This window comes from Sphingomonas sp. Leaf62 (assembly GCF_001421915.1).
Lineage (GTDB): Bacteria > Pseudomonadota > Alphaproteobacteria > Sphingomonadales > Sphingomonadaceae > Sphingomonas.
The window spans coordinates 166835-190980 of sequence record NZ_LMLN01000029.1 but is presented as its reverse complement, the minus strand read 5'-3'; the positions used below and the strand labels follow the sequence as shown (position 1 = coordinate 190980).

Here is a 24146-nt window from a genome sequence, read left to right as displayed (position 1 = left end):
ATTGTAGTGCAGCTCTTGTGCGAAATCGTACAAAACTTGACGGCACGGCGGACGCACCGTCCGCCGCTCCAAAGACGACAGCGTTCAAAATCTGATTCGCGACCGTTACTCCGGTAGAACAATACCCATACAATACCCATACAATACCCGCTACCTATAAAATCTCTTCCAGTNTTTTTTTCGATTGCGGATGAGCGTTTCCCCTATATCTGTTTCCCACACGCGAAATTCTTCTAGCCGACTTTGGAAAGACGAGAGCGTAATAACATAAACGCTTTGCGATACTTGACCGTAATGGTCAGAATGGTAGTTCTGCCGATAAACGACGTGATCAACCGCCTCCGCGATCAAATCGTCCCCGCTACTATTGTAGTAACACTCATAAAGGGGACCATCTACCACCACCATGGGAACGAAGAAGCAAATATCACCTGATGAGTCAGAATATACTTCAGAGCAGTTATCCCGCTCGTGTATCGCAGCCTTGAAAGCAGATATGACACCCGCTTGTATGTGCTGCGTTTGCCCATTGCGGTAGCTGGAGTATGATCGAGCTAGTCGTATGCTTTCCGCCAAAGGCCTCTTGCGTTCAATGTCATCCATCGAAAGGATGGTATGATCAACCTTGTTTCGCCAGTGGAATATGCCGTAACCTGAAGATCCATCGGGATACCCCTTTCTACTCGTGTAAAATATAAACGGGTCCGCAGTCTTCTTCACTTCCACGCAAAGTGTAACCATGCAAGTGACTTCTGGCTTAACACGCGAACTTGTACTTTTCCTATACAATAAAAGATCGAGCTCCCGACCTTTTCGTTCATCCTTATCAACAAAGTACACATTCTGACTTACTCGCCAGCCGACGGCTTCCGCAATCCCTGCAACCCGGAGCTCTGTTTCAAACCCAGCCGCCCGAGCGGCGTCAACAATCTTCTCTAAGGGTATCGGCATGTTGTTGCCTTTGCTCATACGCTACGACATACTTGACGCTACAGCTCAACCAAAGTCACGCTTAAAGAATGCTTCTTGGTCCCGTTTGATTTGATTTGGATCCGGATTCCAACCGAAGTGATCAAAAATATCAAGAAGGACGCTATTAGCGATTGCGATCGTCCCATTTGATATCTCGTTCGGGCCAACACGCTTCGTTACTGTTAGGTCTTGGCTACTATTCACTAGCCGACCTGAAAAAGGCATCCGTCTTGGCCCAGCGCTTAATTGATAACCTCCAGCATTCCGCAAGGAGATCGTAACGACATAACCCGCGCTAAATGGTACGTTTTTCGCAAGCCGTTGCGAAAATTCAATAAATTCTGAAACGCTGTAAACAGTGTCTACAGCCGGCACGATGCGCTGCCCCCCCGGCGATCCAAACATTCCCAATTCACCGTGCAGTAGATTATACGACAGGAATTGGCCGGATCGATACATCCGCCAAAATTCTTGAAACCCTTCCCAGTCAGTCCAACTTTCATAGAAATCTTCCCCTCGGCCGCTGCCACCACGGCCATCATATCGCTCACTCTCGGTGTGCGGATAATCCCAGCCCCGCACTGAGACCTTGCTGGCAGCTACAGCCTCCATACAAGATCTAAACGACAATTCTGCCTCGAGGGGAACTAACGGCCGAATTAGCACCCGCCAGTAAGCCAGATTCTGAATACGCTCTAGTAAGCCATCCTTCATCATAGACCTCCTAGTTGCGCGTCGTAGTCGGGTTCTGTTTGAGAGCGGGGTACGAAACCGATCCTATTGAGCCTCATTGTGCTTAACACGGCCGCTCGCTCGACGAGATCCCGCATTTCGGAACTACTTGAAATTGGAGCGCTTGCTGGCCGCCGCGTTCTACTGCGGAAGTAGATGACCCCCGCCCGTACGTCCGCCCCGTCCCGATGACATATGACCGGTATATCTTCGAAGGGGCTAACGTCTATGATCACGTACCGTAGCCCTTGAGCATCCTCTACTACCTCGGAACGAAACAAAACCCTCGGGTCGGCAAAGGGTGCGATAGCATCGCGCATTGTGTCGTTATGAAACGATGATTGCTGCTGCGCAGTTAAACCTTGTCGAGAAAAGGTGCCGTCCTCAACACCAACGACTATGCGGCCGCCGTCGATAACGTTAGCAAGAGCCAAGATATCTTTCACAAATAGGTTACGATCCCAACTGACGGCAGCTTTAAACTCGAGCGTGTCGGTTTCTTCAGCACCAGTGAGAAGCGCCTCTACATCCTTGACGTCCATTTCCCCTCCTAATGCGGTTTCTGGTACGGAGCATAGGACTATCATGCTGGGCTACGGAATGCTTACTGCCAATTGGGTGGCGGGATAACAGACACACTGCATATGGGTTTGATCCGTGGTGGATGCTTCAGCGGCGGACACTCCGTCCGCCGTCGCGCCCCGCACCCCTCGGAAACGCGCCGTTTCTACGGTGTCATCTGCCGAGACGAGCGCTTCACACCATCAAATATCCAGACAGCGTCGTTCGATCTCGGCGATCAGAGCGTCTGGTACCGGGTCGCCCGGCTCGCCGTCGGTGGAGAGGTAGGCCCGCCGAAGTGCGGCATCGGTCATTTCCGCAACTGGAGTCGGCAGATCATCCATCGTCATGGTCCCGTTCTTGTTGCCCGCGCGGGTACGTCCGATCCGGTCGCAGTTTCCCGAACGCGTTAACCTCGATCGTATACCGGTCGTTTTCAGCGCCACCGAAGAACCACACTTCAGGGAGTTTGGCGTTGGGTGAAGCGTATCGATCGACGGCCGCCTGTGATCGCGGCTGCGTTCCTTGTGAAATGGCATGTGCCATCGTCACTGCTGTTCAACGAGCGTCTTGGACTGACCTGACGAAGCACCTGCGCCAACAGCCGGCGGCGGAGGCGGCAGGATATCGCGAAGCTGCGATAACCCGATTGGCAGATTCTTCGCGAGCGACTGCGCTTGCACTTCAGTTGGTGCCGCCGGATCGACCATCGCAAGGAGCGCCTCGAACATCCGCGTCAGGGCGAACTCCGGGGGAAACAGAACCGGCAGAGTGAACTCTTGATACGAGGAGGCTGACGTACGTTGCTCAGTAGCGGCGTCAGCACCCTCCGTCGCTGATGACTGCCGGCGCACTGGATCTGTCCGCATAACCTCAGCAACCTGCGCCAGTGCCGCCCGTTTCGGACCGTCAAGCGCGTCAAACAATGCCAACCACTCCGCCTGCTCATGTGACAGCGTCGGCGGCTCTGGGGCATCTTGATCCGGATCGTCGACTTCACCCGTCAGATAGGCGGGGGTGGTCGCGAGGACGCGGGCGATTCGATGTAAATGCTTTGATCCGCGAGCCTCGCCGTGAATCAGCTTGTAGATCGTCTGCTGGCTGACGTTGACGCGCCGAGCCAACTCGGCCTGCGATAGCCGACAGTCCGCCATTCGGGTTTTCAGTCGAGCAGGATCAATCACCTGATAATGTTTACCACTGCGGTTGAAGCGTACGACTGACGTTTAGGTGTTGACAGCTCTTCAACCTCGGTTGTAACCGAATCGTATGGACAACGAATCAACCATGGTTGTTGCGCTGAGGTCTGCGGTCGACGCCGCTGGCTCGCAGTCGGCCATGGCGAGGATTGTCGGCTGCTCACCCCAAGCGGTGTCGAAATGGGTGAACCGTGGGAAGGTGTGCCCGGCCGAATACGTCCTGAAAGTCGAAGCAGCGACCGGGGTCTCCCGGTTCGATTTAAGGCCAGACGTGTACCCACGGACGGAAGCACCAGTCCCGGACCTCTTCGATCATACCGGAGGGGCGCCGGCATGATGTGCTTCCGCGACCGCACCTTCTGTAACGCCGTCTGCGGTTGCCGCGAGTGCGACGTTCGCTTGACCGAAGCGGTCCAGTGCGCGGCCGAGGCATGGTGGGTCGGCCAGCGTGGCCCCGTGCCGCTGTCCGTCGCCGATCGGTCGAACGGCTGTCCCGACTTTGCGCCAACTGCAGGGGGTGCCGCGTGACCGATCGCTCCACCGATTGGCGGATCAACCTTCCTGCGTTGGCGGTATCGTTCCCGTTCGATCAAGTGCGGCGACCAGCGCCGAAAACTGGTGGCCGATGGCTTCGTGCAGGTTTGCTTGCATGTGTGGCGATGCTTCTGATCGCTCGACGGCAGCGACCATGAAGTCGTTAACTTCCGACAGCTCGCCCGGCGTGATGTGTCCTTTGCGCAGCAGGACGGCGCAGACGCTGACGACACCGGCAATGGCCACCGATCCGATCGCCTTCGCGTCGACATACGCCGCGCGGATTTCCGCGCGATCATCCTCGTCCATGTTTCCAGCCCTTCGTGTGTGTGTTGCAATTCACACGATAGCCGGAAGGGGTCGGGCGTCCAGCCCGGCCCCGGAAGGCAAGCATTCATCGTTTCCTCCTTTCGACCGCCGGATCTTCGGTCGGAAACTGCGCCCGGTCGCTTTGTATCGTACCGGTCGGGCGCAGGTCTTGCGCCGCCTCTCCTTAGGCGTGGGTGGGGTCGGTCGTATGTTACGATCGGCCTCGCTTTTTGGACCGTGCGCGTGACGAAGCCGCGGCCACCCCTTTCGATCGAGCAGGCGCTCTGTGACGTGATCAACGTCATCGGCATGGATCGCGCGGCCGAGGTGACCGGCCGCAGCCGGTTCTACCTGCGCCGCCTGTCCGATCCCGATCGGCGCGCGAAGCTGACCTGCCACGATGCCATGCTCCTCGATGCCGAGCACGACGCCACCACCGGCGGCCGGCCGATCCACGACACGATGAAGCTGAAGCTCGAGGCGCAGCGGATGCATGTCGATTTCGACCAGCAGGCGCTGCTGGTGGCGACGATGGAATCGGTCCGTGAGAATGGCGACGCCACGGCGGCGCTGGTCGCGGCAACCGCCAACCCGTCGCCCTCGACCTTGAAGGCCGCGCTCCGCGGCCTCGCGAAGTCGGTCCAAGCCAAAAATCGGATCACGACGATCCTGCGCCAGATGATCCGCCGCCAACCGCAGGCGCCATGACACGCGTCGACTAGCACTTCCTGAACACCCGACCAACCCGCCCCGGTTCGCGACCACCATGGTTCGCGAAGCGGATTTCTGCTGCCCGGAGATTTTCGTGACCCTGACCCCCGGAGCGTACCTGAAGTGTCGACGCACTGCGTCCGGAAAGTCGCACGAGGATGTCGTCGACGTCATCGAGACCGATCCGGCTATGTCGCAAGCAGAGCGGATCGAGTGGCTGAAGATGATCGAGGCCGATCTGGTCGCGGTGCGCTGGTCGACGATCGTCGCCCTGCGACAGCGATTCCCGTTCGATCTGGCGGTCCTCGAACGGCTGTCGGTCATTCATGACGGGTACGACCTGCCATTGCCGCGGCTGTGCCGGATCTGCGCATCAAGCGACACAGGGCCGCTCGGGATCGCCGTGCCGGCATGGGGGTGGGACGCGCCGGACCTCTGCATTGCCTGCGCGAGCGCCACGTAATGCGTCCCCTAACCCCGCTGAACCGTGACTGCCTGCGCGCCTCGGCGCTGCTGACCGGCCTTGCCGCCGGCTTCGGGCTGGTGGGGCGCAACGCGCCGGCGATCGTCGCCGCCGCCCTAGCCTGCCTGCTGGCCCTCATCGCCCTTCGCAACCTCAACTGGAATGGAGACCGCTGATGCCCCGCGTTCGCCCGCTTTCCCCGCGCCACGACCCGGCTCCGCGCCGCGTGACGATCCACCTGATCGACTGCAACTGCCCCGATTGCGACCGCGACTATCATAAAAAGGCGGCGATCGAGACGGTCGCGCTCTTCGTTGTCGGCGTGGTCTCGGTGCTGATGACGGACTGGCTGGTAGGCGGCCCCGGCATCCAGATCATGGTCGGGCTGTGATGGGTGCGTTGCCGGCCGGTCCGCTCCGGACCCTGATCCTCATCGATCGTTTCAAAGAAGCGAATCTGTTGCGCGTCCTGCCTACGTCCACCTTCACGGGCATGGCCGAAGCCATCTGCGACGCCCCTTGGGTACTGCGCACCTTCGCCGCACCCGAATGGAGCGAGCTGAACGAAGATGGGAAGCAATGGGTGGCAGCTATCGTCCGCGAGGCGCTGGCCGTAGCGGCAGAGCGCGCCCTTTGACCGCCGCCGCCTCCCGCACCGATCCGACCCGCGCGCGAAAACTCGCGGAGCAGTGCTTTGCGGTCGCGCGGTCGACGCAGTTCGACGGTGAGCGGGAGGCGGCGATCGCGCGTGGTACGGCGATCGCGCAAGGCGCAGGGCTGTCGCTCGACGCGTTCGACATACCCGGCCGCAAGAAATCAAGCGCCGCCGGTACCGGGCGTCAAGGTCAGAAGGGCGAGCCCGGTGAACCCGGACGGGATCGCGCCGCCCGTTCGGCAGACGTCGACACGGACGAGATGCTTCGTCGGGCAGCAGAGACGAAACGCGCTTGGTTCGAAGACGCTTGGTACCGGACAACGCAAGAAGAAGCCTTGCGCGGTTTCCGCGATGCGATGGACCGGGCGCGCGACCGCACCGGCGCACGCGACCACGAAACACTGTACGACGCCGCCCGCCGCAACTTCGATGCCGAAACCGCCGCCGCAGCCGAGCGCGATCGCGCCGGTGGTCGGCGCGACTCGCAGGCACCAAATCCGGAGACGCTCCGGCGCGAATATCTGCAGGGCCGGTGGCCCACGATCGAAGCGGTCCTGAACGCACTTCGCGCCCGGCACGTGTACGTCGCTCCGGTCGAAAGCCGTGTTACAGTCCACGGCCAAGCGATGCCCCTTTGGCTCGTGACGGGACCGAGCGTCATGGTCCTCGACCAATGGTCGCTCCGCGAGCTGGCCGACGAGGTGGTCCGGTGAAGCTTGGCATCAACCAGCGACGCGTCTTCAACGTGCTCGAAAGGATCGCGGCTGAAGGAGCTGCGTGCCCGACAAACGCCGCGCTAGCCGAACGCATCGGCGGCGACATATCGGACACCGCAAAAGCACTCGCCGATCTGCGCCGATTGGGCGTGATCGATGTCGTCACGGTCGGCAAGAAGCGGCAGCTGACGATCGTCGCCACGGGGGCACAGACCGCCTCGATCGAACGCAAGCCGACCGCGCGCGAACGTCGCGCGGAGGGCCGCGCATGATGCGCGGCCCTGCTTCCCATGCTTCCACAACCGGAGACACCATCATGACCGCGCCCATCGTGCGCCTGGACCGTCGGCTCAGTCGAGCCTGCGAGCTAGGCAAAGGCATCAGCCTGTCCGCCGCCGACCTCGATCTACTTACCAATCTCGGCATCTTTGACCTAACCGGCCCCGCCAAAACCAAATTTCACGAGGAACAGTCACTGTGCCGGATCGCGCGCCGCCAATCTATCGACGGGGGAAATACTGGCTCGATTGGGACAGGAGGGCGGACGGCACTAGCCGTAGTCCCTACCTCACCATCTTCTGGTACGATGTCGGCGCACGACGTGTCCGCAGCGCATCGACGCGCGCGACGGATGAGGGTGACGCGATCCTAGCGCTCGATCGCCGGTACCTTTCCGACGCGTCGGAAAGCCCGGCGTTCTGCCAAGCCTGTGGCCAGCCAATCGCCAAGGGTGAGCAGTATCTGCTGACCGATGCGATCGCCGACTATCGCCTCGAATGGGGCGACAACCGCGCGTCGGCCTGCGCGATCGAGATGCGCCTGAATCACACGCTCGACTTCCTCGAATCGCAGGACACGACCGGCGGCAAGTTCGGCATCGGGACGACGTGCGCGGTTGCCTGCACGACGTCGTTCGCGAACGCGCTGCGCGAATGGTCGAAGGCGCAGCCCGTCGTCTGGCGCAACGGGGACGGCGAAATCACGAAGTCGCGACCGCGATCGCCGGCGGCGACCGAGACGGTGATCGCGCAGACGGCAGCGGCGCTTAACCACGCGGCGAACGCCGATCCGCCTCGATCGGATAAGCGACCAACCTACAAGCCGCTGCCGGCGAAACAGGTCCAGCGCACACGGCGCAGTCGGATCGGCGTGCCCGATCTGGCGCGCATGGTTGCCTATGCCGCTGCCGATCCGATGCGGGCGTCGCTTCACGCTTTCCTGATCGGCTCGATCTGCACGATCGCGCGGCCCGGGGCTGTGGTCGACATCTGCGTCGCTCCCGAGCGCAACCAGTGGATGCCGGGGAGTGAGACGATCGACCTCAATCCGGTCGGCCGTGTCCAGAACAAGAAGGTGCGGCCGCTGCTGCCCGTCCTGCCCCTGCTCGCCCACTGGCTACAGGCGGAATGGGTCTCCTATGACCAGCTGCCGGTCAACGAGCGCGTCGGCCGCGGCTACCTCGTGAACTATTACGGTCGCCCGATTCGAAACGTCGCCCGCGCGTGGGACACCATGCTTGCGGAGCTGAAGCTTCCGACCGGCCGGGAGTGGCAGCAGTACATCCTGCGCCATAGCCTCGCGACGATCGTGCGGAAGCGCGGCGCGACCGCGTGGGATCTGCAAGGCTACATGGGGCACCTGCTGCCCAGCCAGACAGAAATCTATGCCGAAGGCGATTTCGCCTCGGTGCAGACCGCTCTTCAGAGCGTGATCGACGAGCTTGAGCAGCTTGCTCCGGGTGCCCTGCACCGGACCAACACCGGAGAAGCTGCCGCCCCCTCGCGAGGAGGAAGGTCAAAAATGTCAGGATAACAGCCAGAAGAAATGGTGGAGCCGAGGGGGATCGAACCCCTGACCTCTGCAATGCCATTGCAGCGCTCTCCCAGCTGAGCTACGGCCCCGTCCATTTTTCCAAAGCCGCTGCTGGTCGGCGGCTTCGTCCCCTTGCGGGGAGGAGCGCCCTCTATGCGGAGGGCGCCGGTTTGGCAAGCGGCTTTTATCGCCCGCCTGCCAAAAACATCAACGCTCGGCGTCGCTGTCCTCGTCGGTCGTGTCGACGCCCAGGTCGTCGTCACCACCCAGATCGACATCGTCGTCGGCCGACGGCTCGTCGTCGCCCTCGATGTCCAGATCGTCGCCCAGATCGGCGTCCTTCGCGCCTTCCTTCTCGACCTTCACCTGTTCGAACGGCAGCGGCTGCTTCGATTTCAGGATCGGTTCGGGATTCCAGTGCACGCCGCAATTGATGCACGTGACCGGCTCGTCATTGCCGAGATCGTAGAAGCGCGTCGCGCATTTCGGACAGGTACGCTTCGTACCCCATTCCGGCTTCACCATGTGTAGCCAAACCTTTCGGTGTCGTGGAAAAACGGGGCAGACCCCCGGATGGGGCGCGCCTTGCCATAGCGGGCACGCGCTGTCAAAGCCGCCGGTCATGCACCACGCCGCCCCCACGCCCCTGTCCGTCGCCGCCAGCGGTCCGCTGACCGGCACCGCCCCGGTTCCCGGCGACAAGTCGATCAGCCACCGTTCGCTGATGCTGTCCGCGCTCGCGGTCGGCACCAGCCGCGTGACCGGCCTGCTGGAGGGGGAGGACGTCCTGTCCACCGCCGCCGCGATGCGCGCGATGGGCGCGACGATCATGCGGGGCGACGACGGGATCTGGACGATCGACGGTGTCGGGGTGGGCGGGCTGCTGCAACCCGCCACCGCGCTCGACATGGGCAATTCGGGCACCTCGACCCGGCTGCTGATGGGGCTGGTGTCGAGCCATGCGATCACCGCGACCTTCACCGGCGACGCTTCACTCAGCAAACGGCCGATGGGCCGCGTCATCGAACCGCTAAGCCAAATGGGCGCGGAGATCACCGCCAGCCCCGGCGGTCGCCTGCCGCTCATGCTGCGCGGGATCGTGCCCGCAGTGCCGATCGACTATACGTTGCCGGTCGCCTCGGCACAGGTGAAGTCGGCGATCCTGCTCGCCGGCCTCAACACGCCGGGCATCACCCGCATCGTCGAACCCGTGCCCACCCGCGACCATAGCGAACGGATGCTGACCGGCTTCGGCGCGAAACTGACCGTCGAGGCAACCCCCGCCGGTCGCGTCATCGAATTGCACGGCGAGGCGGAACTGAAGCCGCAGACGATCACCGTTCCCGGCGATCCTTCCTCCGCCGCCTTCCCGGTCGTGGCCGCGCTGCTGGTGCCGGGCAGCCATGTCACGATCACCAATGTCGGCCTCAACCCGACCCGTGCCGCGCTGTTCGACGTGCTGCGCGCGATGGGCGGCGACATCACCTTCGAAAACCCCCGCGATGTCGGCGGCGAGCCGGTCGCCGATCTGGTGGTCCGTGCCTCGACGCTGACCGGCATCAAGGTCGATCCGGCGGTCGCCCCGTCGATGATCGACGAATTCCCGATCCTGTTCGTCGCCGCCGCGCTGGCCAGGGGCCGCACGACGACATGCGGTCTTGAAGAACTGCGCGTCAAGGAAAGCGACCGCATCACCACCATGGCCGAAGGGCTGCGCGCGATCGGCGCGCGGGTCGAGGAGACCGGGGACGGTCTGATCATCGACGGCACCGGCGGCGATCCGCTGCCCGGCGGCGGCACCATCGCTGCGAAGCTCGATCACCGCATCGCGATGAGCTTCGTCGTCGCCGGCCTGGTCAGCAATGCCCCGGTGACGATCGACGACATGGCCCCGGTCGCGACCAGCTTCCCGACCTTCACCACGCTGCTGCGTGGCCTCGGCGCGTCGCTGTGATCGTCGCCGTCGACGGCCCGGCGGCATCGGGCAAGGGCACCATCGCGCGGGCGCTGGCGAAGCATTTCGGCCTGCCGCATCTCGACACCGGGCTGCTGTACCGCGCGGTCGCGACGCTGGTGCTGCGCGAGGGGCAGGACCCGACGCGCGAAGCCGATTGCGTCGCCGCCTGCGACTTTCCCGACACGTTGCTCGCCGATCCATGGCTGCGCACCGACGAGGCGGGCCAGACCGCCTCGATTATTTCCGCCCACCCGCTGGTCCGCTCCTCGCTGCTCCGCCGCCAGCGCAAATTCGCGCAACAACCCGGCGGCGCGGTCCTCGACGGCCGCGATATCGGCACGGTCATCGCCCCCGATGCCGATGCCAAGCTGTTCGTGAAAGCCACCCCCGCGATCCGCGCCCGCCGCCGTCATGCCGAACTCGCCAAGGCCGGATCGACCGTCACCTACGACCGCGTCCTCGCCGACATCCGCGCCCGCGACGAACGCGATTCGTCGCGCTCCACCGCGCCGCTGGTAATGGCGGCGGATGCCGCCCCGCTCGACACCAGCTTCCTGTCGATCGAGGCATCGGTGCAACGCGCGATCGCGATCGTCGAGGGCCAGCGCAAGGGGTAAGGCACGACGGCTCACCCGTCCGACCCTCGGTCATTCCCGCCACGCTACCCTCTTATCCCGCCACCGCTTTCGTCATTCCCACGAAGGCGGGAATCCATTGCCGCCGACGGCTTGGCAGGCAGGGGACGACAGAGTGTATGGATTCCCCAAGTTCACGAAAGAGGTGCATCACCGACAAGGTGGCGGCGCGATGGGACCCCGGCCGAAGCATTCCTGCAATCTCACATGGCGCACTTCGAACGGGTGTCCCCATCCCCGCCTTTGCAGGAAGAAAGAGGGAGGCGGGGAGAACTTGCCCGACGTGCAGCCCGCGAATCCATACCACGGGTCCCGCTACGGCCGAACCTGACATCCGTCGTCAAGGATGGTGGTCGTCGTCCACCAGCTGCGCGGAAATCCGTGCCGCCGCGGCCTGCACCGCTGCCGCCGCCGCATCGATCGCGTCGGGTTCGCCGAGCTTCGCCAGATAGGGCATGGTCAACGCCGCTGCCGCCGCGCCGCCGCGCAGGATCGGGGCCGACAGGTCGGTCACACCACTGACGAAGCGGCTGGGGGTGCGTTCGACCTCCCGCTGGCGGACTTCGTCGGCATGGGCGCGGAACGCCGCGAGCGCCTCGGCATCGGGTTGCGGGTCGAGCAGCTTTTCCCAGCGGGCGCGAACGTCGTCGGGCTGGAACGCATACAGCACCACCCCCGACGCCGCCTGCAACAGCGGCCGGCGATAGCCGACGCGGACCGAGAAACCGAGCTGTTCGGCCGACTCCATCCGCGCGACCACCGCCATGTCCCCCATGGTATGGACCGCGACGTGGCACGACTGGCCGGTATCCTGCGCCAGCCGCCGCATCTCGGGCAGCGCGACCTCGATCAGGTACCGGGTGCGCGGCTGGTTCATGCCGAGCGAGAATAGCCGGTCGCTCAGGCTATAGCCCTCGCCCCCCGCCTCGGTCGTCAGATAGCCGCGATATTCGAGCACCTGTACCATCCGGAACAATTCGCCATGCGACCGCCCCAGCCGCTGCACGATCTGCGTCAGCGTCAGCGGCGTCGCACAACCGGCAAGCAGTTCGAGGATGTCGAGCCCCTTTTCGAGCGCGGGCGCACGATAGCGGCGATCGTCCCCGGCGTCGGCATCGGGTTCGGCGGCGGGGTCCGGAACAACGGTGGTCATGGGCGCAACCCTCGCCAAAAAATGCTGCCCGTGCAACCCGATGCGCCGTACCATCGTCGCTGCATCGCACAAAATGCTTGATACGTTGTATCATCTTACGGTAGCGACAGGGATCATCGTACTTCGGAGTCGTATCAAATGGTCCGTGCCGCCCTGTGGCTGTCGAGCGCCGCCCTGTTCCTTCCCGCCGCCGCCTTCGCCCAGACTGCTGCCGCACCGGCGACCGGCGACGATTATCACCGCGACGCGCCGCCCGAGATCATCGTCACCGCCCCCTATGCCCGCACCCAGGCCGACATCCTGTCGGGCACCAGTGTCCTGAGCGGCGAGGAACTGACCCGCGAACTGCGCCCGACCATCGGCGAGACGCTGGCGCGGCAGCCCGGCGTGTCCGCGACCAGCTTCGGCCCCAACGCCTCGCGGCCGGTGCTGCGCGGGCTGCAGGGCGAGCGGGTGCGCGTGCTGACCGACGGGATCGGCAGTTTCGACGTGTCGAACACCTCGGTCGACCATGCCGTCGCGATCAACCCGCTGACCGCCGACCGGATCGAGGTGCTTCGCGGCCCCTCCGCGCTGCTGTTCGGGTCGTCGGCGATCGGCGGCGTGGTCAACGTCATCGACAGCCGCATTCCGCGCCGCGTGCCGACCGAACCGATCCATGTCGACGCGCTCGCCACCTATGGCTCGGCCGCGAACGAACGGAGCGGATCGGCGGCGGTCGACGTGCCGGTCACCGACAAGGTCGTGTTCCACCTCGACGGCACCTTCGGGCAGACCGACGATCTGGACACCGGCGGCTATATCCTGTCGCGTCCCTTGCGCACGCAGGCTGCGGCGAGCGCCGATCCCGACGTCCGCGACCTTGCCGACCTGCGCGGCAAGCTGCCCAATTCGCAGTCGAAGATGTGGGAAGTCGCCGGCGGTGCGGCGATCGTTACCGACACCGGCAATCTCGGCTTCTCGGTCAACCATCTCGACAACCGGTACGGCGTTCCGATCCGCTATTCGCTGAACGGCGGCGAGGCGGAGGAGGTCACGCTCCATGTCCAGCAGACCCGCGCCGACATGCGCGCCGAGGTCGATACCGGCGGCGGCCTGCTCGAAAAGATCCGCCTGCGCGCGGGCTTCGCCAATTACCGCCATGACGAGATCGAGGATACCGGCGAGATCGGCACCAGCTTCTTCAATCAGGGGATCGAGGCACGGGTAGAACTGGTGCAGGCGGCGCGCGGCGGATGGCGCGGCGCGGTGGGCGGACAGATGTTCATCCGCGACCTGAACATCGTCGGTGACGAGAAATTCCTGCCCAAGAGCGAGACGCAGCAATTCGGCCTGTTCACGCTTCAGTCGTTCGATCTGGGCGCGTTCCGTGCCGAAGCGGGCGGGCGGTACGAATATACCACCGCGCGCGCCGCTGCCGACGCGCTGCTCGGCAACGACAATATCCGTCGCAGCTTCGACAGCTTTTCCGGATCGCTGGGCGGCAGCGTCGCGCTGGCCGACCATGTCCGCATCGGCATCAACGCCAGCCACACCGAACGCGCGCCGTCGGCCGAGGAACTGTTCGCCAACGGGCCGCATGCCGGCACGCAGGCGTTCGAGGTCGGCAACCCCGGATTCGCCAAGGAAATCAGCGACGGGCTGGAAGCGACGCTGAAGGGGTCGGGCGACGGCTACAGCTTCGGGCTGTCGGCCTATCACAACTGGTTCCGCAATTTCATCTACGAGAATCCGACCGGTGCCGAGCAGGACGACCTGCCGGTGTTCCAGTACCAACAGGCCGATGCCCGGCTGTGGGGGTTCGAGGCGGAGGCGTCGGCACGACTGGCGAAGGTCGGCGAGACCGCGATCAACCTCGACGGTCTGGCCGACTATACCCGCGCCACGATCGTCGATCGCGGCCCCGCCCCGCGCATCCCGCCGCTGCGCGTGCTGGGCGGGATCGAGGCGCAGGGTCGGCTGGTGCAGGTGCGCGGCGAGGTCGAGCATGTGACCCGCCAGGACCGCGTCGCCGATCTGGAAACGACGACCCCGGCCTATACGATGGTCAACGCCTCGGTCTCGCTGCGCCCCTTCGGCCGCGACAGCAAGACGACGTTCATGGTGTCGGCGAACAATCTGTTCGACGTCGAGGCGCGCCGCCATGCGAGCTTCCTGAAGGACTTCGCCCCGCTGGCCGGGCGCGATATCCGCGTGACGGCGCGGCTGGCGCTGTAGCCGCGGTTGCGGCGTTCCCGGGCGGATACGCCGCCGAACGAGGCGCACCGTTAGCGTATATGGATTCCCGCCTTCGCGGGAATGACGAAGGGGGTTATCGTCCCCCTCCTTCGTCATCCCGGCGCAGGCCGGGATCCACCGGGCCACAGGAACCGAAGCCATCGGCGCTTGCGGAACCGTGGATCCCGGCGTGCGCCGGGATGACGGGAGGAACCGACCACCCTATCTACCCGTCCATGTCCCGCGCCCGCGTTCTCCTGCTCAATGCCGCACTCGGGCCGCTCGACTATCGGGTGCCGCATGGCATGACCGTCGAGCCTGGCTCGATCGTCACCGCCCCGCTCGGCCCCCGCCAGTTGCTGGGCGTGGTGTGGGATGCCGAGCGGCTGGCGACCGAGGAGGTTGGCGACAACCGGCTGCGGCCGTTGCTGGGCGTCGCCGACGTGCCGCCGATCGCGGCTCCCCTGCGCCGATTGGTCGAGTGGACGGCGGGCTATTATCTGGCCGCCCCCGCCTCCGTCCTGCGCATGTGCCTCGCGTCCAATTCGGCGCTGGAGGGGGCGAAGCTCGCCATCGAATATCGCGCGACCGGCGAAGTCCCCGACCGGCTGACCCCGCAGCGGGCACAGGCGCTGGAGCGGATCGGCGAGCGGCGCGGGCTGGTCCGCGAACTGGCGGCAATCGCCGACGTGTCCGACGCTGTGATTCGCGGCCTCGTCAAGCTCGGCGCGATCGAGGCGGTGTCGGTCGATATCGACCAGCCCTATGCCATCCCCGATCCCGACCATCATCGCCCCGAACTGTCGGCCGACCAGCATGCGGCGGCGGACCGGCTGACCGCGGCGGTGGAGGCCGACGCCTTCCACCCCTTCCTGCTCGATGGCGTCACTGGCTCCGGCAAGACCGAAGTGTATTTCGAGGCAGTGGCGGCGGCGATCGCGGCGGGGCGGCAGGTGCTGGTGCTGCTCCCCGAGATCGCGCTGACCGAGCCGTTCCTCAAGCGCTTCACCGCGCGCTTCGGCTGCGAGCCGGTGCCATGGCACAGCGACCTGCGATCGACGCAGCGCCGCCGGGCGTGGCGCGCCATCGCGTCGGGTCAGGCAAAGGTCGTGGTCGGCGCGCGATCGGCGCTGTTCCTGCCCTATGCCGATCTCGGGCTGATCGTCGTCGACGAAGCGCACGAAACCAGCTTCAAGCAGGAAGAGGGCGTGCATTACCACGCCCGCGACGTCGCGGTGATGCGCGGGCTGTTCGAGAAATGCCCGGTGATCCTCGCCAGCGCGACCCCCGCGATCGAGACGCGGCAACAGGTCGCGCAGGGCCGCTATACCGAGGTGAAGCTGCCCGGCCGCTACGGCAAGGCGCAGTTGCCGACGATCGAGGCGATCGACCTGATCGAGCAACCGCCCGAACGCGGCCGCTGGATCGCGGCGCCGTTGGTCAAGGCGATCGACGAGACGCTGTCGCGCGGCGAACAGGCGCTGCTGTTCCTCAACCGGCGCGGCTATGCCCCGCTGACGCTGTGCCGGTCGTGCGGGCATCGCTTCCAATGCCCCAATTGCACCGCATGGATGGTCGAACACCGGCTGATCCATCGGCTGTCGTGCCATCACTGCGGCCATGTCATTCCGACGCCACGCGCCTGCCCCGAATGCCACGCGGAGGACGCGCTGGTCGCCTGCGGCCCCGGCGTCGAGCGCATCGCCGACGAGGCGGCGGCACTGTGGCCGACCGCCAAGATCGCGATCGTCACGTCCGACACCATCTGGTCCCCGGCCAAGGCGGCGGAGTTCGTAGGCCGCATGGAGGCGGGCGATATCGACATCGTCGTCGGTACGCAGCTGGTGACGAAGGGCTATCACTTTCCCAACCTCACCTGTGTCGGGGTGATCGACGCCGATCTTGGATTGCAGGGCGGCGATTTGCGCGCGTCCGAGCGGACCTTCCAGCAGATCGCGCAGGTCGCCGGACGCGCGGGGCGCGGGACCAAGCCCGGCCATGTCTATATCCAGACGACGCAACCGAACGCGCCGGTGATGCAGGCGCTGATTTCGGGCGATGCCGACAGCTTCTACGCCGCCGAAACCGAAGCGCGCGAGGATGCCGGCGTGCCGCCGTTCGGCCGCTATGCCGCGATCATCGTGTCGTCGGAGGACAAGGGCGCGGCGGAGGCGACCGCGCGCGCGATCGGCCGCGCCGCGCCGCATGTCGATGGCTGCCACGTCTATGGCCCCGCCCCCGCCCCGCTGGCGATGCTGCGCGGGCGGCACCGCTTCCGCCTGCTGGTCCACGCCACCCGCGCGCTCGACATACAGGACGTGATCCGCGACTGGCTCGACGGGGTCGACTGGAGCGCGAAGGTCCGCGTCGCCGTCGACGTCGATCCCTATAGTTTCGTGTAGCCGGCCCCTGGCCACCCCTTGCCCCACGCGGCGCTTTGGCCGAAACGGCGGCGACCATGGTAAAGAACGCGACACCGATCCTGCGCCTGCTGACGATATGGCTGACGGCGCTCGCCGCGCTGCTGGTGCTATCCGTGCCCGCCCGTGCCGATGACGTGACGGCGGCGGCGCGCGGCGTCGTCCGGGTCGTCGTGATCGCGACCGTCGATGGCGAGATGGTCGATGTCGAACACGGCACCGGCTTCGCGGTGGCGCCCAATCGCATCGTCACCAATGCCCATGTCGTCGAACTGATGGAACGCTATCCCGGCGACACCGTCGTCGGCGTCGTCCCGTCCGAAGGCGACCGGTCGTTCGAGGGGCGCGTTGTCCGCATCGACAAGGCGCGCGATCTGGCGCTGATCGAGGTCAGCGGCGTGCGCCTGCCCCCGCTGACCGTCTATACCGGTGGCGTCGGCGAAGGCGATGCGGCGATCGCGCTGGGCTATCCCGGCAATGTCGACCTGGCGACGGCGCGATCGGTCGACGATTTCGTCACGCCGACATCCCCGGTCCGCTCGCAGGGCGTCTTGTCGGGCAACCGCACGCTGGAGGGCACGGCGGTGCTGGTCCATACCGCCAGCATCGCGCGCGGCAATTCAGGCGGGCCGCTGCTCGACCGGTGCGGCCGGGTGCTCGGCGTCAATTCGGCGCTGACCCGGGGTGAGGAGGGCGACGCCAGCTTCGCCTTCGCCATTTCCGATGGCGAGCTGATCGCGTTCCTGCGCGAGGCGGCACAGCAGGTCGCGACCATCGCTACCCCCTGCCTGACGCTTGCCGATGCCGATGCCCGCGACCGCGCCGATGCCGAACGCCAGGGCGTCGAGGACCGCGAGCGCGCCCGCGCCGCCACCGAACGCGCGCGTGAGGAACGCGCGACCGCGCTCGAACAGGCGCGCGCCGACAATGCCGAGATGCGCGAGAACATGATCGCCGCCGCCGCGCTGCTGCTGGCGCTGTCGGTGCTGGCGGCGGGCGGGGCCGGGCTGTTGCTGACCCGTGGGGAGCCGCGCGCGGCGAAATTCGCGGCGATCGGCGGCGGCGTGCTGTTCGTCGGTGCGATCGCCACCTTCCTGCTGCGGCCCGATTTCGATCCGGCCTCGATCGCCGCTGCCGACGAATCGGGCACTACCGCCGCGACCCGGATCGCTCCGCTGACGGGGCCGCTCGAATGCACGCTGGTGCCCGAACGCAGCCGCATCATCCTGTCGCCGGTGGAAACCGTCCGCTTCGGCTGGCGCGCCGATGGCTGCATGAACGGCCGCACCCAATATGCCGAAGCGCCGGGCGGCGGCTGGGAACGGATTCTCGTCCCGAATGAGGACGCCACCGTGTCGGTGCTGCGTTTCGACCCGATCAGCGGCAGCTACACCAACAGCCGCTATCTGCTGTCCGCCGAATCGATGCAGCGCGCGCGCACGCTGCGCGGACAGGTGCAGCAAAAGGCGTGCGCCGCCGACACCGGCGCGCGCGCGGCGCTGGCCACGCAGCAATCGGCGATTCGCACCTCGTTGCCCGCGCAAGTCAACGAACGGCTGGTGTATCGCTGTACGGCAGCGAAATAAGAGAAGGGGTTTTCACGCGAAGGCGCGAAGACGCGAAGGGGTTGCTTTCCGGGCGACGTCGCTCGCGATCGGAAGACATCGCCCTCGGTCGCAACGGGCAATCAAGCCGCTGGCGCGGAATGCCGTCGAAACGAACGCAACCCCTCCGCGTCTTCGCGCCTTCGCGTGAACCCAACTTTCTTCTTCTTGCAGCCCGATAATCCCCCGTTCAGCTTGCGTCCGAATCGCAACCCACCACGGCGCGTCCCGCAAAGCTTGCGAAATAATGACACCGATGCTAGCGGCCCCCACGACCCATCGGGGGCGCGTGGGGCCGGTCAGCGGCGCGACATTGGTTCGCGACGGCGGTTGGGAGTGCGGCCCCCTCACCGGCATGGGATGTTGAATTGACCCCTGACAAGGACGCACGCGTGGAGACATCCGGCGGAACTACTGGCGGCGGAACGATCCAGGCGAGCCTGGGTGGCCGCTATGCAACCGCGCTGTTTGGCCTCGCTCAGCAGCAGGGCCAGCTCGACGCGGTCGAATCGAGCCTGAAGACGCTGTCGACGGGCATCGCCGAATCGAACGATCTCGCCGCGCTGGTGAAAAGCCCGCTGATCGGTCGCGCCGACGCGGCGCGCGCCATCGCCGCGCTGGCACCGGTGCTCGGCCTCGACCCGCTGACCGCCAATTTCCTCGGCGTGCTCGCGCAGAATCGTCGTCTGGGCGACCTGCCTGCGATCATTCGTGCGTTTCGCGAACTGGCGGCACGCAGCCGCGGTGAAACCAATGCAGAGGTGGTTTCGGCACATCCGCTGGACGATTCGCAGGTCGATGCACTGCGTCAGCAGCTGCGCCACCGGATCGGTCGCGACGTCGCGATCGACCTGAAGGTCGACCCCACGCTTTTGGGCGGTCTGATCGTCAAGATCGGCAGCCAGATGATCGACAGCTCGATCAAGACCCGACTGAACACGCTCGCGCACGCGATGAAAGGCTGAACATGGATATCCGCGCCGCAGAAATTTCGAAGGTCATCCGCGACCAGATCGCCAATTTCGGCACCGAAGCGCAGGTTTCGGAAGTCGGCCAGGTGCTGTCGGTGGGTGACGGCATCGCCCGCATCCACGGGCTCGACAACGTCCAGGCGGGCGAAATGGTCGAGTTCGGCGGCGGCATCCAGGGCATGGCGCTGAACCTCGAAGCCGACAATGTCGGCGTCGTGATCTTCGGGTCGGACTCGTCGATCAAGGAAGGCGACACCGTCAAGCGCACCGGCACCATCGTCGACGTTCCCGTCGGCAAGGGTCTGCTCGGTCGCGTCGTCGACGGTCTCGGCAACCCGATCGACGGCAAGGGCCCGATCGTTTCCGACCGTCGCGCCCGCGTCGACGTGAAGGCACCGGGCATCATCCCGCGCCAGTCGGTCAGCGAGCCGATGCAGTCGGGCCTGAAGGCGATCGACGCCCTCGTCCCCGTCGGCCGTGGCCAGCGCGAACTCATCATTGGCGATCGTCAGACCGGCAAGTCGGCGGTCGCGATCGACACCTTCATCAACCAGAAGACCGCGAACGCGGGCGATGACGAGAGCAAGAAGCTCTATTGCGTCTATGTCGCCGTCGGCCAGAAGCGTTCGACCGTCGCCCAGCTGGTGCGCACGCTCGAAGAAAACGGCGCGATGGAATATTCGATCGTGGTCGCCGCGACCGCGTCGGACCCCGCCCCGCTCCAGTATCTGGCACCGTACACCGGCACCGCGATGGGCGAATATTTCCGCGACAACGCGATGCACGCGCTGATCGTGTTCGACGATCTGTCGAAGCAGGCCGTCGCCTATCGCCAGATGTCGCTGCTGCTGCGCCGTCCGCCGGGCCGCGAAGCCTATCCGGGCGACGTGTTCTATCTGCACAGCCGCCTGCTCGAACGCGCCGCCAAGATGTCGGACGCCAATGGCGGCGGCTCGCTGACCGCGCTGCCGATCATTGAAACCCAGGCGGGCGACGTGTCGGCCTACATCCCGACCAACGTGATCTCGATCACCGATGGTCAGATCTTCCTCGAAACCGACCTGTTCTTCGCCGGCATCCGCCCCGCGATCAACGTCGGCCTCTCGGTCAGCCGCGTCGGTTCCGCCGCGCAGACCAAGGCGATGAAGAAGGTCGCGGGCAGCATCAAGCTGGAACTGGCGCAGTATCGCGAAATGGCGGCCTTCGCGCAGTTCGGGTCGGACCTCGACGCGTCGACGCAGAAGCTGCTGAACCGCGGTGCGCGCCTGACCGAGTTGCTCAAGCAGGCACAGTTCTCGCCGATGCCGTTCGAGGAACAGGTCGCGTCGATCTTCGCCGGGACGCAGGGCTATCTCGACACCGTTCCGGTGAACGACGTAACCCGCTACGAGCAGGCGATGCTCGCCGATCTCCGTGCGAACCATTCGGGCGTCCTCACCAAGATCCGCGACACCAAGGATCTGGGCGACGAGGCGAAGTCGGGGCTGAAGGCCGCGCTCGACCAGTTCGCCAAGAACTTCGCGTAACCATCAAAGCCCTCTCCCCTTCAGGGNGGGGATGTGCGGGACAGTCGTTGCGACAATCCCCTCTCCCCGACCCTCTCCCCCGAAGGGGAGAGGGAGTAGGGAAAACAGATGGCAAGCCTTAAGGCCCTTAAGCTCCGCATCGGCTCGGTGAAGTCGACGCAGAAGATCACCAAGGCGATGAAGATGGTCGCCGCCGCCAAGCTGCGCCGTGCGCAGGAAGCGGCCGAGGCCGGTCGTCCCTATGCGAGCCGCGTCGAACAGGTCGTTGCCAGCCTCGCCTCGACGGTGCAGGTCACCGAAGGCAGCTCGCCGCTGCTCGCCGGCACCGGCAGCGATCAGGTGCATCTGTTCGTCGTCGCGACGTCGGACAAGGGGCTGGCCGGTGCGTTCAACTCGAACATCGCCCGCATGGCGCGCCGCCGCGCGCTGGAGCTTCAGGAACAGGGCAAGACCGTGAAGTTCCTGACGATCGGCCGCAAGGGTCGCGCCGTGCTGGCGCGCCAGTTCCGCGACGGCTTCGTCCATTCGGTCGAACCGGGCGATCTCGGCAAGCTGACCTTCGCCGATGCGAAGGGCTATGCCGACGACCTGATCCGCCGCTTCCATGCGGGCGAATTCGACGTCGCGCACCTGTTCTATGCCACCTTCAAGACGGTGCTGACGCAGGAACCCACGGAACAGCAACTGATTCCGGTCAAGATCCCGACCCCCGCCGTGGCAACTTCGCAACCTTCCGCCGACGCGGTGGTCGAGTACGAGCCGAGCGAGGAAGCGATCCTCGACAGCCTGTTGCCGACCAATATCGCGGTGCAGATCTATCGCGCGATGAAGGAAAACGCGGCGTCGGAACAGGGTTCGAAGATGACGGCGNCCCGCCAGGCCGCGATCACGACCGAACTGGTCGAAATCATCTCGGGTGCCGAAGCGCTGTGATCCGTCCTGCCGTCCTGCTGGCGCTCGTCGCCACGCTGGCCGGCTGTGGTCAGCCCGCTGCCGACAAGGCGGCGGAACGGCCGCGCGCGTCGCCGACGCCGTTCGTCACCGGCGGCTGGGCGACGGTGCTCGGCGATGCGCCGAAGACGATCGACCTGCTGAACGGCATGGGCTTCCGCCTGTCGCCGTACGAGCAGGCCGGCGGTGCCTTCATCGCCAACGCGATGCCGACGCCGATGGCCGATCCGTCGATCAAGCCCGTCAATACCGCGAACCTGTATGTCCGGGGCGATGCCAAGCGGATGGACCGGCTGCAGTTCACGCTGGACATCGTGAACCTCGACTCCAGCCCCTTTGCGAAGGACCAGTTCGCGCGCTGGGTCGACCGTCCGCTGGCCAGCCTCGGCCTGCCCGGCCGGGACGAGGTCAAGCGCGGCATCCTGACCGAAAGCCCGGCCAAGGGCAGTCTGTCCGGTGTCGATTACCAGATTACCCGTGAAAAGATCGACGGCGGTCGCCGTCTGATCGTAGACTTTACCCGCCCCGCGCCACAGGCGGGCAGCAGCAGCGAACCGAGGAAGCAGTGATGGCAACCGCCGCAGACACCTACGCCCCCCAGGGCAGCACCAACCATACCGGCCGGATCAGCCAGGTCATCGGCGCGGTCGTCGACGTGACGTTCGACGGCGAACTGCCGTCCATCCTGTCGGCGCTCGAAACCGACAATAACGGCAACCGGCTGGTCCTCGAAGTCGCGCAGCATCTGGGCGAGAGCACCGTCCGCACGATCGCGATGGACGCGACCGAGGGCCTGACCCGTGGTCAGGCGGTGCGCGACACCGGTTCACAGATCCGCGTGCCGGTCGGCCCCAAGACGCTCGGCCGCATCCTGAACGTCGTCGGCGAACCGATCGACGAGCGCGGTCCGGTCGGGGCCGAAACCACCGCCCCGATCCACGCAGCGGCCCCGCTGTTCGTCGACCAGTCGACCGAGAGCGCGATCCTCGTTACCGGCATCAAGGTCATCGACCTGTTGGCACCCTATGCGAAGGGCGGCAAGATCGGCCTGTTCGGGGGCGCAGGCGTCGGCAAGACCGTGCTGATCCAGGAACTGATCAACAACATCGCCAAGGGCCATGGCGGCACGTCGGTGTTCGCGGGCGTGGGTGAACGTACCCGCGAGGGCAACGATCTCTACCACGAATTCCTTGACGCGGGCGTCATTGCCAAGGATGCCGACGGCAATCCGACCAGCGAGGGTTCGAAGGTCGCGCTGGTCTATGGCCAGATGAACGAGCCGCCGGGCGCGCGTGCCCGCGTCGCGCTGTCGGGCCTGACGATCGCCGAATATTTCCGCGACGTCGAAGGGCAGGACGTGCTGTTCTTCGTCGACAACATCTTCCGCTTCACCCAGGCGGGTTCGGAAGTGTCAGCGCTGCTCGGCCGCATCCCGTCGGCGGTGGGCTATCAGCCGACGCTGTCGACCGACATGGGCGCGCTGCAGGAACGCATCACCTCGACCAACAAGGGCTCGATCACCTCGGTGCAGGCGATCTACGTCCCCGCTGACGATTTGACCGATCCGGCGCCGGCGACCTCGTTCGCCCACTTGGACGCGACGACCGTGCTCAACCGCGCGATCTCGGAACTCGGCATCTATCCGGCGGTCGATCCGCTCGATTCGACCAGCCGCGTTCTGGAACCACGCACCGTCGGTCAGGAGCATTACGACACGGCGCGCGCCGTGCAGTCGCTGCTCCAGCGCTACAAGTCGCTGCAGGACATCATCGCCATCCTCGGCATGGACGAGCTGAGCGAAGAGGATAAGGTCACGGTCGCCCGCGCCCGCAAGATCCAGAAGTTCCTCAGCCAGCCGTTCCACGTCGCCGAAGTCTTCACCGGCATCAGCGGCAAGTTCGTAGCGCTGGAAGACACGGTGAAGTCGTTCAAGGCAGTCGTCGAAGGGGAATATGACCACCTGCCGGAAAGCGCCTTCTACATGGTCGGCGGCATCGACGAAGTCGTCGCCAAGGCCCAGAAGATGGCGCAGGACGCGTAATTCCATCT

The 24146-nt window shown here is 65.1% G+C and carries 28 protein-coding genes, 1 tRNA gene and 1 pseudogene; 21 read left to right on the top strand and 9 right to left on the bottom strand.

The features are described 5' to 3' along the window. Nucleotides 1–174: 174 nt before the first annotated feature. From ASE91_RS19765 to ASE91_RS15245, 5 genes are all read right to left on the bottom strand, one after another. The coding region (locus tag ASE91_RS19765; protein ID WP_235530510.1) for a hypothetical protein at nt 175–969 on the bottom strand (795 nt) is incomplete at its 3' end. Nucleotides 970–996: 27 nt separating this feature from the next. Continuing rightward, entirely contained in the window at nt 997–1689 is a 693-nt protein-coding gene (locus ASE91_RS19760; RefSeq protein ID WP_156357877.1) for a hypothetical protein, read from the bottom strand. Further along, nucleotides 1686–2246 (bottom strand): AlbA family DNA-binding domain-containing protein, encoded by a 561-nt coding sequence (locus ASE91_RS19020; protein WP_162233670.1) that lies wholly within the window; start codon nt 2244–2246, stop codon nt 1686–1688. The genes ASE91_RS19760 and ASE91_RS19020 overlap by 4 nt, the downstream gene beginning before the upstream one ends. Nucleotides 2247–2468: 222 nt before the next feature. Further along, nucleotides 2469–2615, bottom strand: coding sequence for a hypothetical protein (locus ASE91_RS19755; RefSeq protein WP_156357876.1), 147 nt, complete (start codon nt 2613–2615; stop codon nt 2469–2471). Between the two features lie 198 nt (nt 2616–2813). Beyond that, nucleotides 2814–3449: a helix-turn-helix domain-containing protein gene (locus ASE91_RS15245; RefSeq protein WP_156357875.1), complete on the bottom strand. Its 636-nt coding sequence runs from the start codon at nt 3447–3449 to the stop codon at nt 2814–2816. Between the two features lie 85 nt (nt 3450–3534). Here ASE91_RS15245 and ASE91_RS19015 point away from each other — a divergent pair, with 85 nt between their 5' ends. Both ASE91_RS19015 and ASE91_RS20885 read left to right on the top strand, forming a co-directional pair. Then, nucleotides 3535–3801: a transcriptional regulator gene (locus ASE91_RS19015; protein WP_200911269.1), complete on the top strand. Its 267-nt coding sequence runs from the start codon at nt 3535–3537 to the stop codon at nt 3799–3801. Nucleotides 3802–3863: 62 nt separating this feature from the next. Beyond that, the gene (locus ASE91_RS20885; protein WP_268795968.1) at nt 3864–3992 is read left to right on the top strand and encodes a hypothetical protein; all 129 of its coding nucleotides are present in this window, start codon (nt 3864–3866) and stop codon (nt 3990–3992) included. A 24-nt stretch (nt 3993–4016) separates the two neighbouring features. On the opposite strand, the gene ASE91_RS15240 is transcribed toward ASE91_RS20885, so the two are convergent. Continuing rightward, entirely contained in the window at nt 4017–4307 is a 291-nt protein-coding gene (locus tag ASE91_RS15240) for a hypothetical protein (protein WP_056627574.1), read from the bottom strand. Between the two features lie 237 nt (nt 4308–4544). On the opposite strand from ASE91_RS15240, the gene ASE91_RS15235 reads away from it, so the two are divergent. From ASE91_RS15235 to ASE91_RS15210, 8 genes are all read left to right on the top strand, one after another. Further along, the gene (locus ASE91_RS15235) at nt 4545–5015 is read left to right on the top strand and encodes a hypothetical protein (protein ID WP_056627570.1); all 471 of its coding nucleotides are present in this window, start codon (nt 4545–4547) and stop codon (nt 5013–5015) included. 97 nt (nt 5016–5112) lie between these two features. Next, nucleotides 5113–5481: an XRE family transcriptional regulator gene (locus ASE91_RS15230; RefSeq protein WP_156357874.1), complete on the top strand. Its 369-nt coding sequence runs from the start codon at nt 5113–5115 to the stop codon at nt 5479–5481. Further along, entirely contained in the window at nt 5481–5657 is a 177-nt protein-coding gene (locus tag ASE91_RS19750) for a hypothetical protein (protein ID WP_156357873.1), read from the top strand. The genes ASE91_RS15230 and ASE91_RS19750 overlap by 1 nt, the downstream gene beginning before the upstream one ends. Continuing rightward, on the top strand, nt 5657–5872 hold the full coding sequence (locus tag ASE91_RS19745) for a hypothetical protein (protein ID WP_156357872.1): 216 nt from the start codon (nt 5657–5659) through the stop codon (nt 5870–5872). Before ASE91_RS19750 ends, ASE91_RS19745 begins: the two co-directional genes overlap by 1 nt. Beyond that, on the top strand, nt 5872–6117 hold the full coding sequence (locus ASE91_RS15225; protein WP_056627564.1) for a hypothetical protein: 246 nt from the start codon (nt 5872–5874) through the stop codon (nt 6115–6117). The genes ASE91_RS19745 and ASE91_RS15225 overlap by 1 nt, the downstream gene beginning before the upstream one ends. Further along, on the top strand, nt 6114–6848 hold the full coding sequence (locus ASE91_RS15220) for a hypothetical protein (RefSeq protein WP_056627561.1): 735 nt from the start codon (nt 6114–6116) through the stop codon (nt 6846–6848). The genes ASE91_RS15225 and ASE91_RS15220 overlap by 4 nt, the downstream gene beginning before the upstream one ends. Beyond that, complete coding sequence (locus tag ASE91_RS15215) at nt 6845–7123, top strand: hypothetical protein (RefSeq protein WP_056627556.1); 279 nt, start codon at nt 6845–6847, stop codon at nt 7121–7123. The genes ASE91_RS15220 and ASE91_RS15215 overlap by 4 nt, the downstream gene beginning before the upstream one ends. A gap of 205 nt (nt 7124–7328) precedes the next feature. After that, complete coding sequence (locus ASE91_RS15210) at nt 7329–8663, top strand: hypothetical protein (protein WP_056627553.1); 1335 nt, start codon at nt 7329–7331, stop codon at nt 8661–8663. A 13-nt stretch (nt 8664–8676) separates the two neighbouring features. On the opposite strand, the gene ASE91_RS15205 is transcribed toward ASE91_RS15210, so the two are convergent. Continuing rightward, nucleotides 8677–8752 (bottom strand) — tRNA-Ala (locus ASE91_RS15205). 118 nt (nt 8753–8870) lie between these two features. Next, nucleotides 8871–9188: an FYDLN acid domain-containing protein gene (locus ASE91_RS15200; protein WP_056002892.1), complete on the bottom strand. Its 318-nt coding sequence runs from the start codon at nt 9186–9188 to the stop codon at nt 8871–8873. A gap of 97 nt (nt 9189–9285) precedes the next feature. Here ASE91_RS15200 and aroA point away from each other — a divergent pair, with 97 nt between their 5' ends. Both aroA and ASE91_RS15190 read left to right on the top strand, forming a co-directional pair. Continuing rightward, nucleotides 9286–10617: a 3-phosphoshikimate 1-carboxyvinyltransferase gene (aroA, locus tag ASE91_RS15195; RefSeq protein WP_056627550.1), complete on the top strand. Its 1332-nt coding sequence runs from the start codon at nt 9286–9288 to the stop codon at nt 10615–10617. Next, nucleotides 10614–11237: a (d)CMP kinase gene (locus ASE91_RS15190; RefSeq protein ID WP_056627546.1), complete on the top strand. Its 624-nt coding sequence runs from the start codon at nt 10614–10616 to the stop codon at nt 11235–11237. The genes aroA and ASE91_RS15190 overlap by 4 nt, the downstream gene beginning before the upstream one ends. Before the next feature lie 358 nt (nt 11238–11595). On the opposite strand, the gene ASE91_RS15185 is transcribed toward ASE91_RS15190, so the two are convergent. Beyond that, a complete protein-coding gene (locus ASE91_RS15185) occupies nt 11596–12408 on the bottom strand; it encodes an IclR family transcriptional regulator (RefSeq protein WP_056627543.1) in 813 nt (270 codons plus the stop codon). A 138-nt stretch (nt 12409–12546) separates the two neighbouring features. Between ASE91_RS15185 and ASE91_RS15180 the strand changes: the two genes are divergently transcribed. The 9 genes and pseudogenes from ASE91_RS15180 (at nt 12547) to atpD (ending at nt 24138) form a co-directional block, all read left to right on the top strand. Continuing rightward, the gene (locus tag ASE91_RS15180) at nt 12547–14625 is read left to right on the top strand and encodes a TonB-dependent receptor (protein WP_056627539.1); all 2079 of its coding nucleotides are present in this window, start codon (nt 12547–12549) and stop codon (nt 14623–14625) included. 236 nt (nt 14626–14861) lie between these two features. Continuing rightward, on the top strand, nt 14862–17027 hold the full coding sequence (locus ASE91_RS15175) for a primosomal protein N' (RefSeq protein WP_056627536.1): 2166 nt from the start codon (nt 14862–14864) through the stop codon (nt 17025–17027). A 56-nt stretch (nt 17028–17083) separates the two neighbouring features. Next, nucleotides 17084–18631, top strand: a complete 1548-nt coding sequence (locus ASE91_RS15170; RefSeq protein WP_056627621.1) for a S1C family serine protease — start codon at nt 17084–17086, stop codon at nt 18629–18631. 410 nt (nt 18632–19041) lie between these two features. Continuing rightward, entirely contained in the window at nt 19042–19614 is a 573-nt protein-coding gene (locus ASE91_RS15165) for a F0F1 ATP synthase subunit delta (RefSeq protein WP_056627533.1), read from the top strand. 2 nt (nt 19615–19616) lie between these two features. Further along, on the top strand, nt 19617–21146 hold the full coding sequence (gene atpA / locus ASE91_RS15160; protein ID WP_056627530.1) for a F0F1 ATP synthase subunit alpha: 1530 nt from the start codon (nt 19617–19619) through the stop codon (nt 21144–21146). Between the two features lie 108 nt (nt 21147–21254). Next, a pseudogene (locus ASE91_RS15155) lies at nt 21255–22016 on the top strand (F0F1 ATP synthase subunit gamma); the annotation flags it as partial. 1 nt (nt 22017) lies between these two features. Beyond that, a partial coding sequence (locus ASE91_RS20755) for a F0F1 ATP synthase subunit gamma (RefSeq protein WP_235530515.1) occupies nt 22018–22079 on the top strand: 62 nt, incomplete at its 5' end. Next, nucleotides 22076–22666 (top strand): hypothetical protein, encoded by a 591-nt coding sequence (locus tag ASE91_RS15150; RefSeq protein WP_056627524.1) that lies wholly within the window; start codon nt 22076–22078, stop codon nt 22664–22666. The genes ASE91_RS20755 and ASE91_RS15150, both read left to right, overlap by 4 nt. After that, nucleotides 22666–24138, top strand: a complete 1473-nt coding sequence (gene atpD / locus ASE91_RS15145) for a F0F1 ATP synthase subunit beta (RefSeq protein ID WP_056002859.1) — start codon at nt 22666–22668, stop codon at nt 24136–24138. The genes ASE91_RS15150 and atpD overlap by 1 nt, the downstream gene beginning before the upstream one ends. Nucleotides 24139–24146: the final 8 nt, after the last annotated feature.